The sequence below is a fragment of the Rhodococcus sp. APC 3903 genome, from assembly GCF_030407755.1.
Classification (GTDB): Bacteria; Actinomycetota; Actinomycetes; order Mycobacteriales; family Mycobacteriaceae; genus Rhodococcus_F; species Rhodococcus_F erythropolis.
Genome location: NZ_JASDCV010000004.1, coordinates 249415 through 263937, shown reverse-complemented (window position 1 = coordinate 263937; position 14523 = coordinate 249415). Strand labels below are relative to the sequence as shown.

Annotated in this window: 15 protein-coding genes; 8 read left to right on the top strand and 7 right to left on the bottom strand. The window is 62.1% G+C overall.

Annotated elements, in window-relative coordinates:
- Window positions 1-38 precede the first annotated feature (38 nt).
- The 4 genes from QMA15_RS08010 (at window position 39) to QMA15_RS07995 (ending at window position 3766) form a co-directional block, all read left to right on the top strand.
- A complete protein-coding gene (locus tag QMA15_RS08010) occupies window positions 39-677 on the top strand; it encodes a DUF2461 domain-containing protein (RefSeq protein ID WP_290283836.1) in 639 nt (212 codons plus the stop codon).
- Between the two features lie 428 nt (window positions 678-1105).
- A complete protein-coding gene (locus QMA15_RS08005) occupies window positions 1106-2098 on the top strand; it encodes an ABC transporter substrate-binding protein (RefSeq protein WP_007729992.1) in 993 nt (330 codons plus the stop codon).
- Window positions 2099-2181: 83 nt separating this feature from the next.
- Window positions 2182-2967: an alpha/beta hydrolase gene (locus QMA15_RS08000; protein ID WP_069145774.1), complete on the top strand. Its 786-nt coding sequence runs from the start codon at window positions 2182-2184 to the stop codon at window positions 2965-2967.
- 70 nt (window positions 2968-3037) lie between these two features.
- Window positions 3038-3766: a Clp protease N-terminal domain-containing protein gene (locus tag QMA15_RS07995; protein WP_030536545.1), complete on the top strand. Its 729-nt coding sequence runs from the start codon at window positions 3038-3040 to the stop codon at window positions 3764-3766.
- On the opposite strand, the gene mqo is transcribed toward QMA15_RS07995, so the two are convergent.
- Window positions 3750-5192 (bottom strand): malate dehydrogenase (quinone), encoded by a 1443-nt coding sequence (mqo, locus tag QMA15_RS07990; RefSeq protein WP_290283835.1) that lies wholly within the window; start codon window positions 5190-5192, stop codon window positions 3750-3752. The two genes, QMA15_RS07995 and mqo, sit on opposite strands and share 17 nt — an antisense overlap.
- A gap of 96 nt (window positions 5193-5288) precedes the next feature.
- Here mqo and QMA15_RS07985 point away from each other — a divergent pair, with 96 nt between their 5' ends.
- Window positions 5289-6197 (top strand): LysR substrate-binding domain-containing protein, encoded by a 909-nt coding sequence (locus tag QMA15_RS07985; protein ID WP_060937915.1) that lies wholly within the window; start codon window positions 5289-5291, stop codon window positions 6195-6197.
- Window positions 6198-6255: 58 nt separating this feature from the next.
- Here the strand turns inward: QMA15_RS07985 and QMA15_RS07980 are convergent, their stop codons facing one another.
- The gene (locus tag QMA15_RS07980; protein WP_003939930.1) at window positions 6256-6459 is read right to left on the bottom strand and encodes a cold-shock protein; all 204 of its coding nucleotides are present in this window, start codon (window positions 6457-6459) and stop codon (window positions 6256-6258) included.
- Window positions 6460-6805: 346 nt separating this feature from the next.
- Between QMA15_RS07980 and QMA15_RS07975 the strand changes: the two genes are divergently transcribed.
- Both QMA15_RS07975 and QMA15_RS07970 read left to right on the top strand, forming a co-directional pair.
- A complete protein-coding gene (locus QMA15_RS07975) occupies window positions 6806-7852 on the top strand; it encodes an ABC transporter substrate-binding protein (RefSeq protein ID WP_290283834.1) in 1047 nt (348 codons plus the stop codon).
- A 46-nt stretch (window positions 7853-7898) separates the two neighbouring features.
- Window positions 7899-8618 carry a dienelactone hydrolase family protein gene (locus tag QMA15_RS07970; RefSeq protein WP_030536547.1) on the top strand — a complete coding sequence of 240 codons (720 nt, stop codon included), beginning with the start codon at window positions 7899-7901 and terminating at the stop codon, window positions 8616-8618.
- On the opposite strand, the gene QMA15_RS07965 is transcribed toward QMA15_RS07970, so the two are convergent.
- Window positions 8619-9344: an SDR family oxidoreductase gene (locus QMA15_RS07965; RefSeq protein WP_290283833.1), complete on the bottom strand. Its 726-nt coding sequence runs from the start codon at window positions 9342-9344 to the stop codon at window positions 8619-8621.
- A gap of 72 nt (window positions 9345-9416) precedes the next feature.
- Here QMA15_RS07965 and QMA15_RS07960 point away from each other — a divergent pair, with 72 nt between their 5' ends.
- Complete coding sequence (locus QMA15_RS07960; protein WP_257207229.1) at window positions 9417-9956, top strand: MarR family transcriptional regulator; 540 nt, start codon at window positions 9417-9419, stop codon at window positions 9954-9956.
- On the opposite strand, the gene QMA15_RS07955 is transcribed toward QMA15_RS07960, so the two are convergent.
- Genes QMA15_RS07955 through pcaB form a run of 4 tightly spaced genes read right to left on the bottom strand, consistent with a single transcriptional unit; the run spans window position 9957 to window position 14520 of the window.
- Window positions 9957-11168 (bottom strand): acetyl-CoA C-acetyltransferase, encoded by a 1212-nt coding sequence (locus tag QMA15_RS07955; protein ID WP_029256371.1) that lies wholly within the window; start codon window positions 11166-11168, stop codon window positions 9957-9959.
- A gap of 24 nt (window positions 11169-11192) precedes the next feature.
- Window positions 11193-12017 (bottom strand): IclR family transcriptional regulator C-terminal domain-containing protein, encoded by an 825-nt coding sequence (locus QMA15_RS07950; RefSeq protein ID WP_290283832.1) that lies wholly within the window; start codon window positions 12015-12017, stop codon window positions 11193-11195.
- Complete coding sequence (gene pcaD / locus QMA15_RS07945; RefSeq protein WP_290283831.1) at window positions 12014-13195, bottom strand: 3-oxoadipate enol-lactonase; 1182 nt, start codon at window positions 13193-13195, stop codon at window positions 12014-12016. Before pcaD ends, QMA15_RS07950 begins: the two co-directional genes overlap by 4 nt.
- On the bottom strand, window positions 13192-14520 hold the full coding sequence (gene pcaB, locus QMA15_RS07940; protein WP_069145534.1) for a 3-carboxy-cis,cis-muconate cycloisomerase: 1329 nt from the start codon (window positions 14518-14520) through the stop codon (window positions 13192-13194). The genes pcaD and pcaB overlap by 4 nt, the downstream gene beginning before the upstream one ends.
- Window positions 14521-14523: the final 3 nt, after the last annotated feature.

The following is a 14523-nucleotide window of genomic DNA, read 5'->3' as shown; positions in this document are numbered from 1 at the left end:
AGGCGGTCCAAAGCCGTACAGGCAGCTAGGCTTACGCCATGGCTGCGTTCACTGGCATACCCGTTGCTGCACTCGACTTCTACGAAGACCTGGAGGCCGACAACAGCAAGACCTGGTGGGCAGCGCACAAGGAGACGTACGACGAAGTGGTTCGTCGTCCGATGGCGTCGTTGACCGCGGCGTTGGAGGACGAATTCGGCACGGCCAAGCTCTTTCGGCCATATCGTGACGTTCGATTCTCGAAGGACAAGATCCCGTACAAGACACACCAGGGAGCGTTCGTCGGTCTCGCCGAGAGCTGTGGCTACTACGTGCAGATCGACGCGGCAGGGTTGATGGTGGCCGGTGGTTTCTACGCCAGCAGTTCGGAGACCATCGCGCGTTATCGTGCGGCTGTCGACGACGACGTTCGAGGGCCGGAGCTCGAGAAGATCCTGGCCTCCGTCGAGAAGGCCGGATGCACGATCGGCGGCGACAAGCTCAAGACGGCGCCTCGCGGATACACGGTCGATCACCCGCGGATCGAATTGCTGCGTCACAAGTCGCTGACTGCTGGTCGTAGTTACCCGAGCCCGTCGTGGCTGGACAGCGCCAGGACATTGAAGGAAGTTCGCACAGCGTGGCGCGCACTGACGCCCTTGGTCGAATGGTCCGGACAGGTGCTCGGACCGAACTGACCGTCCGACAGAAAAGTGTGACGTAGCCGTAGGAGTGTTCACCTCGAGTTCATCGAAACTCGAGACGCCTGGGGCTAGCGTGGTGTGTGTAACCGAAAGTTTCGGCCCCGCTTCGAGTCGCAGCGCCGCAGTTCGAAGCCATTTTCTCTCGATCGACATCGTGAACAACCCGTGTCAGTGGAGACCATCATGGCTATGTTTCTCGCTCTCGTCCTGATCATCTCGGTCCTCGGAATCGTCGGCACCTACCTCGCGTTCAGTGCGGTCTACTTCGTCGAGATGCGCAAACTCGACAAGTAAGGGGTGCGAATTGGCCTGATTCGACTATTTCTGGGCCGATCGCGACGACCCTCCCTGCGTACGCTGTTAGGGCATCCTTATCCGCTCGCAACAGTGGATGATTCATTTCTTCTGGAGGTTCGACACGCATGCCCGCTCAATCCACGCTCTTGCTTCCCGAGGGCTACTCCGACAACCGCCTCGTTTCGGACCTCACACGTCGGCAGTTCGGCTTCGGCGCCGGAATCGCCGGACTGGGCGCGTTCCTGGCGGCCTGCGGTGACAGCGGGAGCAGTTCGGGTGAAACCGAAATGCGTTCTGTTACGACACCTCTCGGTACCTACGACATTCCCGTCAATCCGAAGAGGGTTGTCGCGATCGACTCGCGGCTCGATCTGGAACCTGCTGTAGCTCTGGAACTTCCGCTCGTCGGCTACACGTACGCCCAGGCGACACCGTGGGTGCCTATCGATTCGTCGGTGCCGTTCCTGTCGGAGATCCCCAACCGCGAACAGATCTTGGCGCTCGAGCCCGACCTGATCGTGTGCCTCAACTACGAGAGCGAGTGGTGGCCGGTCGCCGAGATGTCCACCATCGCACCGGTTCTGACGACCGAGTTCACCGACGACTGGCGTACAAACCTCTCGCGGCTGTCGGGCTGGCTCGGTCGAACGGCCACACTCGATCGATTGACGCTCGACTACGACAATCTGATTTCCGACATCCGCAGTCGTCATGCCGAGAAGATTGCGTCCAAAACCGTTGCCAGTGTCTCGTTCATGCCAGACACGAACACGCTGTACGTCACGAGCATCCGTACGTCCGAGAAGGGCGACAAGCCCAGCGACATGACGCTCGGCGACATCGGTGGCAAAACTGCCACCTCGGAGGGCCTCGATCCCGAGGGCGGCGTCAGCCTCGAAGGCCTCGATGTGCTGGCCGGCGTCGACGGCTTCATGATCACCGAAAACGAGGACAGTGCCGCGTACCAGGCATTGGTGGCGAGCAAGCTGTGGCAGCGACTCCCGGCAGTGCAGGCTGGCAACGTCACCAGTCTGGGTGGCTCCACGTTCTACGGTTCGATCTACACGATTTCATACGTGGCACAGGGTTGGGATGCCCTGTACAACAAGATCAGCTGAAGCCTCTGCCGACCGGACCGATGAGTTTCGGTAACGCGGGCGGTCTAATCAGGTAGGCATTGACCAAACCTGAGGAGATCGACGTGCAAACAGAGCAATCCCCAGCGGTAGTGCAATCCCGCGACGGTACGACCATCGCATACGAACGCTCCGGTGCCGGACCAGCAGTGGTTCTGGTTGCCGGAGCGTTCTGCGATCGAGGATGGTTCGATTCTCTCGCTGCTGCGTTGGCGGCGGACTTCACGGTGTACTCGTACGACAGGCGGGGACGCGGTGACAGTGGTGACAGTCGTGCGTTCTCGATCGACGCCGAGGTGGAGGACTTGCGGGCGGTCGTCGCTGCCACCGGTGAAACGCCGCTGGTCTACGGATTGTCGTCGGGTGCTGCGCTGGCTTTGGAAGCCGCAGCGCAGGCCGTGCCGATGCGTAAGCTCGCCGTCTACGAGGCGCCGTACATGGACGACGACCAGCGTGACGAGACTGCCCAAAGTGACCTGGAGCGGTTGATCGCGGCCGGCGACAGGGAAGGTGCTGTGACGCGTTTTCTGGATCTGACGGGTGCATCCCCGGAGATGGTCGACGAGATCAAGCGGAGTGCCGATTGGCCCGACATGTGCGCCATCGCGCACACCTTGCCTTACGACGTCGCCGTGTGTGATCACGGCTGTCAGTCGCTCGACTGGCTTGCCTCCATTACCGTCCCTACATTGGTCATGTACGGCGGTGACAGTGGTCAATGGGCACCTTCTTCGGCGACGCGAATCGCTGTAAAAGTCTCGGGGACAAAGACTTTGGAGATCCCCGGTCAGGGTCACGGCGTTGCCGACGACGCTATTGTCCCGGCTCTGCGTGAGTTCTTTTCCGGCTAATCGCAGTGCGGCGAAAACGATCGTCAACCTAGGGTTGACGTTTTCGATTGCGTCAACCTATGGTTGACGCATGAGCAAGCCAGTGGAAATGACCAACAAGGTTCGACTCGACGACCTCATCGACGCGATCAAGAAGGTGCACACCGACGCGCTCGACCAACTTTCCGACGCCGTGATCGCAGCTGATCATCTCGGTGAAGTTGCAGATCACCTGATCGGCCACTTCGTCGACCAGGCGCGCAGGTCGGGAGCGTCGTGGACGGAGATCGGTGCGAGCATGGGTGTGTCGAAGCAGGCTGCGCAGAAGCGTTTTGTTCCCAAGGCGCCGAGTGATCAGAAGCCGATGGATCCGAACGAAGGGTTCAACCGGTTCACTCCCCGGGCGAAGAACGTCGTCATGGCCTCGCAGAACGAAGCCCGCGCTGCCGGTAACGCAGAGATCCAGCCGGAGCACCTGCTCCTGGGGCTTGTCGAGGAGCCTGCCGGGTTGGCTGCGAAGGCGATAGTGGCGCAGGGGGTGGAGCTCGGGTCCGTCCGAGCTGCAGTGGCCGGTGTACTCCCGGCTCCGACTTCCGAACTGCCAGAACTTATTCCGTACGACGCTCGCGCGCGCAAGGTTCTGGAACTGACGTTTCGTGAGGCTCTTCGCCTGGGCCACAACTACATCGGAACCGAGCACATCCTGCTCGCGCTGCTCGAACTCGAAGACGGATCAGGTGTTCTGGCTGATCTCGGAATCTCGAAGTCGGTTGCGGAGTCGAATATCGTGGGAGCGTTGGCCGTCATTCAGGATCAGTGATCGGTGTCAGTGCCGGCATCAATTCCCTAAGTGCCGGCATCCATTGCTCGATGTGGTTCGGAAAGCACTTGGCGAGTACGTCCGTCATGACAGATGGTGCAACCGAAGCTCCCGGAGATGCACCCAGGAGACCGGCAATCGATCCCTCTGCGCTGGTGATTACCTCTGTGCCGAATGTCAGCATCCCGACCTTTCTCGGGTGAGGTTTCACCAATTGGGCGCGCTGCCCGGCCTGAATCAGCTTCCAGTCTGCGGGATCGGCCTCGGGATAGAAGCGTTGCAGTGCGGCAAACTTGCGCCGTTTCGATGACAGTAATTGGCTGAACAGGTATCGGACAAGCGAGATGTTCTGTATTCCGACAGCAAGCAATACTGCGACGTTTCGGAATCGGATCGTAGCGAACAAGTCAGTTAGCTTGCCATGCTTGAGGAGTCGTGTGCTGAAGGTGGCATACGGTCCGAACATCAATGACGGGCAGCCGTCGACCATACGCCTGTCGAGATGGGGGACCGACATCGGTGGTGCTCCGATCGCGGCCTGGCTGTACACCTTCGCGTTGTGGGAGTCGACGACGGTGCGTTTCTCGGTATGCAGGAACTGGGCTCCGAGTGGGAACACCGCATAGCCTCGAACCTCGGGAACTCGCGCCTTCTGAAGGAGCCTGAGTGCGTACCCGCCTGCGCCGACGAAGACGAATCTTGATCTCAGTTGGAACCGAATGCCAGAGATAGTGTTTCGCCCACAGATAAGCCACGTGCCGTCTGTCATGCGCTGGAGTGATGTTACGTCGTGGCTCGTGCGGATGCGTGCACCACGATTTGTCATGGTGTGAAGCAGTTCTCGGGTCAGAGCACCGAAGTCCACGTCTGTACCTGCTGCGTATCGAGTCGCAGCTATCGGTTCGGAATCCATTCGGCCGCGCATCAAGAGCGGCGCCCAATTATTCACCGTCTGAGGATCTTCTGTGTACTCCATGGCTGAGAATTCGGGTAATCCGTGTAGCGTGGCGTGGCGCTGACGTAGATATTCGATGTCTCGTTCGCCGAAAACGACGTCCATGTGAGGGGTTGGGTTGACGAACGATGAGGTTTGTTTCAGCTCGCCGGTTTCCGTGAGTGATCCCCAGAATTGGCGAGACAGGTGGAATTGGTGGCTGATCTCTACAGCTTTCGCGGGGTCGCTGGGGTCGGGCATGTAGTTCAGTTCGCATAGGCCCGAATGGCCGGTTCCTGCGTTGTTCCACGGGTTGGAGCTTTCGCCGGCGGGTTCGCCCAACCGTTCGAGTACCTCGATGGACCAATCGGGTTGGAGTCTCGCTATCAATGCACCCAGCGTTGCCGACATGATCCCGGCGCCGATGAGTATTGCGTCGAGTGGGGGCTCTTCGGAACCAGGTTTCGATCCCGACGGTTGCGACGTGAACATGGGCGGCCTTTCCTCAGAGGTGGGGGGTGTATGTGCATCGTGGTCCCAAACAGACTCATCCGTCCAATGAAGAAACCATCGGTTTATGATCCGAATATGGATGAGTTTCGATCGGCTGAAGTAGAAGGGCTGGCGCCGCTTCTGGCGGCTTTCGATGTGGCAGCGGAGGAAGGCCACATCACGAGAGCTTCCGACCTGCTCGGGATTCCTCAGTCCTCGCTCAGCCGGAGATTGAAGACGCTCGAAAAGACGCTGGGATTTCAGCTTTTTCAGCCGGTCGGGCGCCGGGTTGCACTGACCTCGGCAGGGCGCGAATTACACGAACTAACTAGCCGCCTCGTCAAGGAGCTGGACAACGCAGTAGGTCTGGTCCGTAGTAACGCCGATCCGGAGGGTGGCCTCGTACGATTCGGGTTTCCACTGACATTGGGCCCGATCAGCGTCCCGTCGCTGCTCGCAGAGTTTCACGAGGCGGCGCCGCGGGTGCGATTGAACCTTGTGCAAGCGCATGGGGAATCACTCGCGCAAATGGTCCGAGACGGGCGTCTGGATCTTGCCGTGATGATTCCAGCACCGGAGGACTTGCCCACAACGCTGTTGGGGCATCAGCAAATACTCCTGCATGTGGGTACTGGACATCGATTAGCGGCGAGAGATTGTGTCGACCTTGCGGAACTGGTCGACGAGACATTCATCGCGAGTCCGCCCACCTATCACCTTCGGATGTTGCTCGACTCTTGCTGTATGCAAACCGGATTCGAGCCGAGGGTTGCATTCGAGATCACGGAGTTCGAAACGATTCGTGCCCTGGTCTCGCGTGGTCTCGGTATCGCGTTGCTCCCCATCGCCGAGGTCGATCACCCGGATCTCGTCGCTGTTCCGGTAACGGGCGTTCGCGATCGAACCATCGCGTTGGCCGTCGGCAATTACCGCCTGACGCCCGCCGTAATTCGACTGCGCGATCACCTGATTGCTCGTGCAACAGCGCTTCTCGGGTCGCCGTAAGGACAATGCAGAAGAGGGCCGCACCCTTGCGGGTGCGGCCCTCTTCTTGTGTCACTGATTAGACAGCGCGCACATTGGTGGCCTGAGGACCCTTCTGGCCCTGGCCAACCTCGAACTCCACACGCTGGTTCTCGTCGAGCGACTTGTAGCCGTTGCCCGAGATTTCAGAGTAATGAACGAACACGTCCGGTGTTCCGTCGTCGGGAGCGATGAAACCAAAGCCCTTTTCGCCGTTGAACCACTTCACGATGCCCTGTGCCATACCGATACTCCCTACAAACTCGATCCGGGCCCTCACATCGAAGTCCCGATCTCGATGTGTCTATCCTCCCACGCCGCGCAAGTCGAACGGTGGGCGACGTGCAAAAGACGGTAATTCGGAAGCTTTCGAGGAGGGAATGGCAACTGATCTTCGACTGATTTTCGACGCTGGAGCGACCCGATCGCCGAAGGCAGGGACTGGTGGCTCGCCCAACTGCCTGCGGTGATAGATCAGCGGGAATGCACTTGTCCGCTCGAGAACGGTCCATATTTATCGCTCCGATCTCTCGGAATCGCAAACGTAGGAACCCTATGGAAGATGAGGGTGGGCTAACCTCTCATTCGCTGTGCCCTCGGCGCGCGCAGCAGCCGAGAAGGAGAGTGCATACATGTACGGAACGATTTGTGAATCCACGACGTCTGAACTGGTGGACCAGCTCAGTCGCCGTGGGTTCTTCGGCGTCGGTGCGGTGGCAGCGGCCGCCATCCTTGCGGGTTGTTCGGCTACGTCAGATGCCGCTGATGCCGGCGAACAACGCGAGGTGATCAATGCGCTCGGCACCACCACGATCTCGGGGAAGCCGGAAAGGATCGTTGTTGCCAGCGACTTCACGGATCTCGAATTTCTGCTCTCTCTCGGCGTTCACCCAGTCGCCTACGGCAATACGGGTGCGTGGGACCGCGGTGCACTGCCTTGGCAGAGCACCGCTGGAATAGCCGATCTCGAAAGCTTCGACACCACAGGCGAAATCAGCCCGGAAATCATCGCGCGCTACTCGCCGGATCTCATCATCGGAATGAAGACCTATCTCGAACCGGCAGCCGAGAGGCTCAGCCAGATCGCGCCGGTCATCGCGCTGGACTGGACCACCTCGTGGCGTGACGGCGTCGCCACGGTCGGGCAGGCCGCTTTTGTCGACGAGGCCGCTGCTGCAGCGATCGCCCGGACCGATGCCCTGATCTCCGACACCGCCGCTTCGCTGAATGGCTTGGGTGGCAAGTCGATCATGATCGGCTCGATGTACGGCGATCAGTTGTATGTGCAAGGGGATGCCAGTGCGCCCGGGGTTCTGCTGCGCGAACTCGGACTCAACTATCGCGGATACAACGCCGAGCAGATGACTGCGCTGTCGATGGAGCAGGCGGAGGTACTCGCACCCGCAGACATTTTGCTCAGCCTCGCTTCTGATCAGGAAGCGACGACGAGGTTGGAGAACTTCGCAGTTTTCCAGAACCTCCCCGCGGTGAAGGCGCGAGCCTATGCGCCGGTCGAACTTCTGCTCTCGAATGCCTTTGTCGACAATTTCGGTCCACTGAGCGCGCCGTACGCCTTGCCGCAGCTCGCCGAGGTCTTGACCGGGCTTGCGGCGGGCCAGGGAAAACAGCTCCCCTGACCTCGCTTCCGAGCCTACGGACGCAGCGTCGGCCTAGCATCGAGACATGGTGGACATAGATCTGACGGGCCGCGCCGCAGTAGTCGGCGGATCACAACCGCTGCGAGCGATACTCGAAACACCCACTACCCCCGGCCCGTGGCCGGGGGTAGTGATGATTCACGAGGCCTTCGGGCTCGAGGAGGTGATGCAGCGGCAAGCCAAGCGGCTGGCCGCTGCGGGGTTCTTGACGCTTGCTGTCGACCTCTACAGCGCGGGCGGGGCGAAGCGGTGCCTCGTGCCCACCATGACGTCGATGCTTCGAGGACACGGCAAGGCGTTCACCGACATCGAAGTCGCTCGCAGTTGGCTGGTGGAATCCCCGGACTGCACCGGAAAGATCGGTGTCATCGGATTCTGCATGGGCGGCGGCTTCGCGATGGTCAGCGCCGGAGATTTCGACGCTGCCTCGGTCAACTACGGTCAGCTTCCACGCAAACTCGATGAGGCAGTGGTGGATGCGTGCCCGATCGTCGGGAGTTTCGGAGGCAAGGACTTCTCGCTCCGCGGCGCGGCAGCGAAACTGGAGACGGCGCTCAGCAATGCCGGTATCGAGAACGACGTCAAGGAGTACCCCACCGCCGGCCACGCGTTCCTCAACGACGCGGAGGCCGGACCCAAGGTGCTTCGTCCGTTGGAGCGCATCCTCGGAATCGGTCCCGATCCTGTTGCAGCGCAGGATGCCTGGAAGCGAATCGACTCGTTCTTCGAGCGTCACCTGGCATGATCAGCGACTGGTTGTCTCACCGCCGTTGACTGCCAATACCTGACCGGTGATCTGCCGGGCGCCCGGTGAGGCCAAGAAGTGGACGGCTGATGCGATGTCGTCCGGTGTTCCGGCGCGCTTGGTGCTGGTGGACTCGATCAGCATCGCGCGACGCTCGTCCGTCAGAAAGTCTCGGAAGAACTCGGTGTCGGCGATGTAGCCGGGGGAGACGATGTTCGCGGTGATGCCTTCGGGGCCCAGTTCGGCGGCCAGATCGATATTCCACGTCGCAACTGCGGCTTTGGCAGCGCCGTACGCGCCCGCGCCCTTGTCGGCGGCAATCGATCCGATGGTGATGACGGCACCGCCGCTGGGGATTCGATCGCGAACTGCGGCTGTAGTCAGCACTGCCGAGATGAGATTGGAGTCCAGATTCGCACGCCACCCGGCGGCCAGGGATTCCAGATCTGACGGTGCTTCGCGATCGAAGTCCGTGTTGCCACCGGCGCAGTGCACCACGACGTCGATGGTTCCCGGAAGCGAATCCTGCAGCCGCTTCAGGTCTTTCGGGTCGGAGTTGTCACACGTCAAGGCGTGAACATCGGAACCCAACTCCTCTGCGGTCTTTTCGAGTGGTTCCGTGCGTCGGCCGGTGACAAAAACTGTGTCTCCGTCTCGGGCGAACGCCGCTGCAACTGCGCGTCCGATCCCTGTTCCGCCGCCGGTGACCAGAACTGTGCGTGTCATGCCTACCTCCGTGAGCTACGTTTAGACCTATACGAAGAACGTATCATTTAGAGCTAAATGAGGTGTGCAGTGGTGGGCGATTACAACCCGGACGACGCGGTGGACGCGGTTGCGTTGGCCTGGCTTCGCGAAAGGCCGGGCACGCCCGTAGAGGGTATCGGCATTGTGACCAGGCTGTGGATGTGCGCCAAGTTGCTCGGTGAGGATCGCCGACGGGTACTCGCCTCGGCCGGTGCGGACACAGCCACGCTGGACCTACTCAGTGTCCTGCGGCGATCCGGCGAGCCGTATCAGTTGACGACTCGCCAGATCACCGAGCAGACCGGAGTCACGGCCGGTGCGATCTCGCAGCGACTCGCGCGCGCGGAGAACGCGGGTCTGGTGGAGAGGTCTTCCGCCGCGGAAGGGTCGCGAATAGTGCTCGTGACCCTCACTGCCGCCGGTCACGAACTGGTGGAGCAATTGGTGGACCGAGTCCTCGGCCGTGAAGCTGAACTGACGTCGATTCTCACCGAGCAGCAGCAGGCCGAACTCACCGAACTGCTGCGTGTCTTTCTCGACGGTCTACGCGGCGAACTCGGTGACCCTGGCGTCGCGCACGTCGGGGCTTGATCAGGACAGGCGCTCGAACACTGCAGCCAGGCCCTGCCCGCCGCCGATGCACATCGTCTCGAGGCCGTAACGTGCTTCGCGACGGTCCATCTCGCGCAACAGGGTGGCCAGGATTCGTCCACCCGTGGCACCGACCGGATGGCCGAGGGAGATGCCGGAGCCGTTGGGGTTGACGCGCGGGTCGTCGGCTTCGAGCTTCCAACTCTGCAGGACTGCAAGTGCTTGTGCCGCAAAGGCTTCGTTGAGTTCGATGACATCCATGTCCGCCAAGGTCAATCCGAGGCGGCCGAGTGCCTTCTCCGACGCCGGGACGGGACCGATGCCCATGGTGCGCGGGGGAACTCCGGCAACGCTCCAACTTGCCAGGCGTGCGAGGGGGCGCAGTCCGAGTTCGCGGGCTTTGTCTGAGGTGGTGACGATCGCCATCGCTGCGCCGTCGTTCTGGCCGCTGGCATTACCTGCCGTCACGGTGGAGTCCGGATCGATCTTTGCGCGCATGGGACGAAGGCGTGCAAGCGATTCCATCGAAGTGTCGGCCCGCGGATGCTCGTCGGTGTCGACGAGCAGGGCCTCACCCTTGCGCTGCGGAACGGATACCGGAACGATTTCCTCGGCGAAGACGCCGTTCTTCTGTGCAGCAACAGCACGCTGATGCGACTGCACTGCGAGTGCGTCCTGATCTTCGCGGCTGATGGAGAACTCGGCGCGCAGGTTCTCTGCCGTTTCGATCATTCCGCCGGGAACCGGGAAGTCGCGTCCGCCGGCTGTCACGCGGGCGCGCGCGAGACGATCGCTGAGCGCAACACCTTCACCCTTGACGCCCCAACGCATTCCGGTTGCGTAGAACTCTGCCTGGCTCATCGACTCGGCACCACCCGCAAGGACCAGATCACTGCCACCGGACTGAACCTGCATGACGGCCTGGATGATCGCCTGCAATCCCGACCCGCACCGGCGATCCACCTGCATGCCGGGAACATCGACGCCCAGACCGGCGTTGAGCGCCGCGATGCGTCCGATCGCCGGAGCTTCACCGTTCGGCGAAGCCTGGCCGAGAATGACGTCGTCGATCTCCGCGCCGGAAATGCCGGTACGCGTGACGAGTTCGGCGATCAACGTCGAGGCGAGATCTTCCGGGGCTACGTCACGGAATACACCGCCGAAGCGGCCGACAGGGGTGCGGAGCGGTTCACAGATGACAACGTCAGGCATTGGTTCTTCCTTGGGTCTGCTCGGTCAGCGAGTGGCAGCCGAGTGGTTGTTGGACGACTGAGTACGTCCGAGATCGACGGAGATGGCGTCCGCGGTGGCGACTGCGGCCGGAACCAGTTCACCGCGAACAGCTTCGGCGCTGTAGCGGGCGGCTTGGGTGGAGATGTTGACAGCCGCGACCACATCACCGGTTGCGTCCCGGATGGGTGCGGCGAGCGAGCGCAGACCCTCTTCGAGTTCCTGATCGACAATCGCGAATCCGTCGGCGCGAATCTTCTCGAGTTCGGCACACAGACCGTCGGCGGTGGAGATGGTCTTGCCGGTCAGGCGGGCGAAGGACACTCGGGCGAGGTAGGCGTCCAGGGCGTCGTCCGGCAAGCCGGCGAGCAGAACCCTACCCATGGATGTGGCGTACGCGGGAAAGCGCGTGCCGATGGTGATGGAAACCGTCATGATGCGGCTGACCGGAACACGGGCCACGTACACGACGTCGTCACCGTCGAGGATCGACACGGACGTGGATTCACGGACCTTGGCGGACAAGGCTTCCAGATGCGGCCCGGCGATCTCGGGAAGGGACAGACTGGAGAGGTAGCTGTAGCCGAGTTCGAGGACACGGGGCGTCAACCAGAACACCGAACCGTCAGTACGTACGTATTCGAGTTCGACGAGCGTGAGCAGGAAGCGGCGAGCGGTCGCACGCGTGAGATCGGTGTGCCTGGCAACCTCGCTGAGGGTGCGACGCGGGTGCTCACCGTCGAAAGCCTTGATGACGGACAGTCCACGTGCCAGCGACTGCACGTAGTCCGGTGACGGTCCCGGCGCTTGCTCGCTGCTGTTCTCACTCATGTTGTCTCGTTCTCCTCAGGTTCGGCCGAGAGGTCTGCGAGTGCTTGCTTTCCCAGCGCAAAAGCCAAGTTGCTGTTCGGCACACCCGCATAAACCGCGGTATGGAGAAATACTTCCACGAGTTCGTCGGGATCGATCCCGGCACGCAGCGCAGCGCGAATGTGCATGTCGAGTTCGTGTTCGTTGCCGACGGCAGTGAGGATCGCGAGAGTGAGGAGCCTGCGGGTGTGGTGATCGAGGCCGGGGCGTGACCAGATGTCGCCCCACGCCGTGCGAGTGATGAAGTCCTGGAACGGGGCCGTGAATTCGGTGGCACCGGCGATGGAACGATCGACGTGGGCGTCGCCGAGCACCTGACGTCGTACGGTCATACCTGCCGATACCGCGGCGCTACGTTGGGCGAGCGCAGATGTGTGCGAGGCAATATGCGTTGCAAGCAGTTTGGTGACGCGCCCGGCCTGTTCGACGTTGGCGAGGTGTGCGCCGGGATCGACCACGTGCAGTACCGCATCGGCGATACCGTCGGCGATCGCGCTCAACGTCGCCGGAGGTGTCGACGGATCCTGCTCGCCCGCGACGAGGAGCGTCGGAGCGACGATGCGGGCCAGGTCGGCGCGGCCGTCCCACATCGAAAGCGCCTCGCAGCAGGCGGCATAACCCTCGTCGGGTGTGGCTTCGACCATCGCGACGTGGCGGGCGACAAGCTCCGGATTGTTTTCGGCCAGTCCCGGCGTGAACCAGCGTCCGACGACGGCGGCCGCGATGGACGCGATGCCGTCCGCACGGACAGCCTGCGCACGATCGATCCATGGCTGAGTCGGGGCGAACTGCGAGGACGTGCACATCAACGTCAACGTCTCGACGCGAGTGGGGTGGTGCGCGGCGATCCACTGGCTGACAGCGCCGCCGAGGGAGAGCCCAACGAGATGTACGGACTCGAGTTCGAGCGAATCGAGGAGAGCGATGACATCGCCGGCAAGATCGGCAATGGAGTAGGGGCCCGCAGGCACCGGTGACTTGCCGTGGCCGCGATGGTCGACGGCGATGACGCGGTAGCGATTCGACAGCGCGTGAATCTGCGGCTGCCACATGGACAGATCGGATCCGAGTGAACCCAGGAGAACCACTGCCGGGGCATCGGGATTGCCGGTCTGTTGAAAGTTGAGCGCGACGCTCATCGAGATCCTCCTGTGGGGCGTTCGGCGAGGGCGCGGTCGACCAGATCGGTGGCGTGGCCCAGATAGTGTGCGGGGTCGAGTAGTTCGGCGATCTCGGTTTCGCTCAGGTGCTCTGCGATGGCGGGATCACGATCCAACCTGGTTCCGGAAGTGGCTGCCGCGGTGACGATGTCGCGTGCTCGATCAGTGTGTGCGGACAGGGCCTTGGTGACACGCTCGGCGAGAATCAGGCCACCGGTGATGTCTAGATTACGAGCCATCGACTCGGTGTGTACTTGCAGGCCGGTGAGGCTCACGGAAAGCTGGTGCGCTGCTCCGCCTGCCAGACGCAGGAGATCGGTGACGGTTTCCCACTCGGCGTGCCAGGGGCCTGCGGCGCGAGCGAATTCGTGATCCATGTTCGACAGGGCTGTGGCCACCAGGGCGGGAGTACGTCGCGCTGCCGCGCGGGCGGTGATCGCGGCAACCGGATTCTGCTTGTGGGGCATGGCCGATGAGCCGCCCGGAGCGCTCTCGGCGACCTCGGACAGCTCGGTGGACGCCATGACGGTGATGTCGGTGGCGGGCTTGGAAACGGCGCCGGCGACGATACCGAGAGTCGTCGCGAGTTCTGCGATGGTCACGCGGTCGGTGTGCCAGGGAGTGACCTGCCTGGCCAGACCGAGTTCGTCGGCCAGCGCGTCCGCGATCCTGAGTCCGTCGGGATACAACGCAGCGAGTGTTCCTGCGGCTCCGCCGAATTGAACCGGCAACGTGGACAGCACGATTTCGAGACGAATCGCTGCGGCGTCGAGTGCGGTGAACCAACTCGATGCCAGTAGCCCGAAGGTGGTCGGAAGTGCTTGTTGTCCCAGGGTTCTCGCGACCATCGGAGTAGAGCGATGGATGCGGGCGAGGTGGGCGGCGGAATCGGCGGCGCGGGTCAGGTCGGCGAGAACCACCGCGCCCGCGCGTCGCGTCAACAGCATCAGCGCACAGTCCATGATGTCCTGACTGGTGGCGCCCGGGTGCACCACGGAGGCAGGCACACCTTCCTGCCCCACCCTTTCGCGCAGCATCTTCACCAGCGGAATGACGGGATTTCCGCCGGCGGCCGACGCGCGGCCGAGCGCCACGATGTCCAGGCCGCCCGGTTGTGAGAGTTCAGCTGCGGCGGTCGCCACCGCGGCGCAATGTTCCCCGTCGGCCAACCCGACAGTGGCCATCGCACAACTCAGTGCGGCCTCCACGTCGAGCAGCGCGGTGACCCACGCTTGGTCGGACAGGTGCTCCGATACTCGGGTGGCCCCGAACACCGGGTCGAACAGTGCGCCGCGAGTGGGCATGTG

Bases quoted from the DNA above. Each gene is read 5' to 3' on its own strand.
- QMA15_RS08010 (WP_290283836.1), top strand. From the start codon at position 39: ATGGCTGCGTTCACTGGCATACCCGTTGCTGCACTCGACTTCTACGAA.
- QMA15_RS08005 (WP_007729992.1), top strand. From the start codon at position 1,106: ATGCCCGCTCAATCCACGCTCTTGCTTCCCGAGGGCTACTCCGACAAC.
- QMA15_RS07995 (WP_030536545.1), top strand. From the start codon at position 3,038: ATGAGCAAGCCAGTGGAAATGACCAACAAGGTTCGACTCGACGACCTC.
- mqo (WP_290283835.1), bottom strand. From the start codon at position 5,192: ATGTTCACGTCGCAACCGTCGGGATCGAAACCTGGTTCCGAAGAGCCC.
- QMA15_RS07985 (WP_060937915.1), top strand. From the start codon at position 5,289: ATGGATGAGTTTCGATCGGCTGAAGTAGAAGGGCTGGCGCCGCTTCTG.
- QMA15_RS07980 (WP_003939930.1), bottom strand. From the start codon at position 6,459: ATGGCACAGGGCATCGTGAAGTGGTTCAACGGCGAAAAGGGCTTTGGT.
- QMA15_RS07970 (WP_030536547.1), top strand. From the start codon at position 7,899: ATGGTGGACATAGATCTGACGGGCCGCGCCGCAGTAGTCGGCGGATCA.
- QMA15_RS07965 (WP_290283833.1), bottom strand. From the start codon at position 9,344: ATGACACGCACAGTTCTGGTCACCGGCGGCGGAACAGGGATCGGACGC.
- QMA15_RS07955 (WP_029256371.1), bottom strand. From the start codon at position 11,168: ATGCCTGACGTTGTCATCTGTGAACCGCTCCGCACCCCTGTCGGCCGC.
- QMA15_RS07950 (WP_290283832.1), bottom strand. From the start codon at position 12,017: ATGAGTGAGAACAGCAGCGAGCAAGCGCCGGGACCGTCACCGGACTAC.
- pcaD (WP_290283831.1), bottom strand. From the start codon at position 13,195: ATGAGCGTCGCGCTCAACTTTCAACAGACCGGCAATCCCGATGCCCCG.
- pcaB (WP_069145534.1), bottom strand. From the start codon at position 14,520: ATGCCCACTCGCGGCGCACTGTTCGACCCGGTGTTCGGGGCCACCCGA.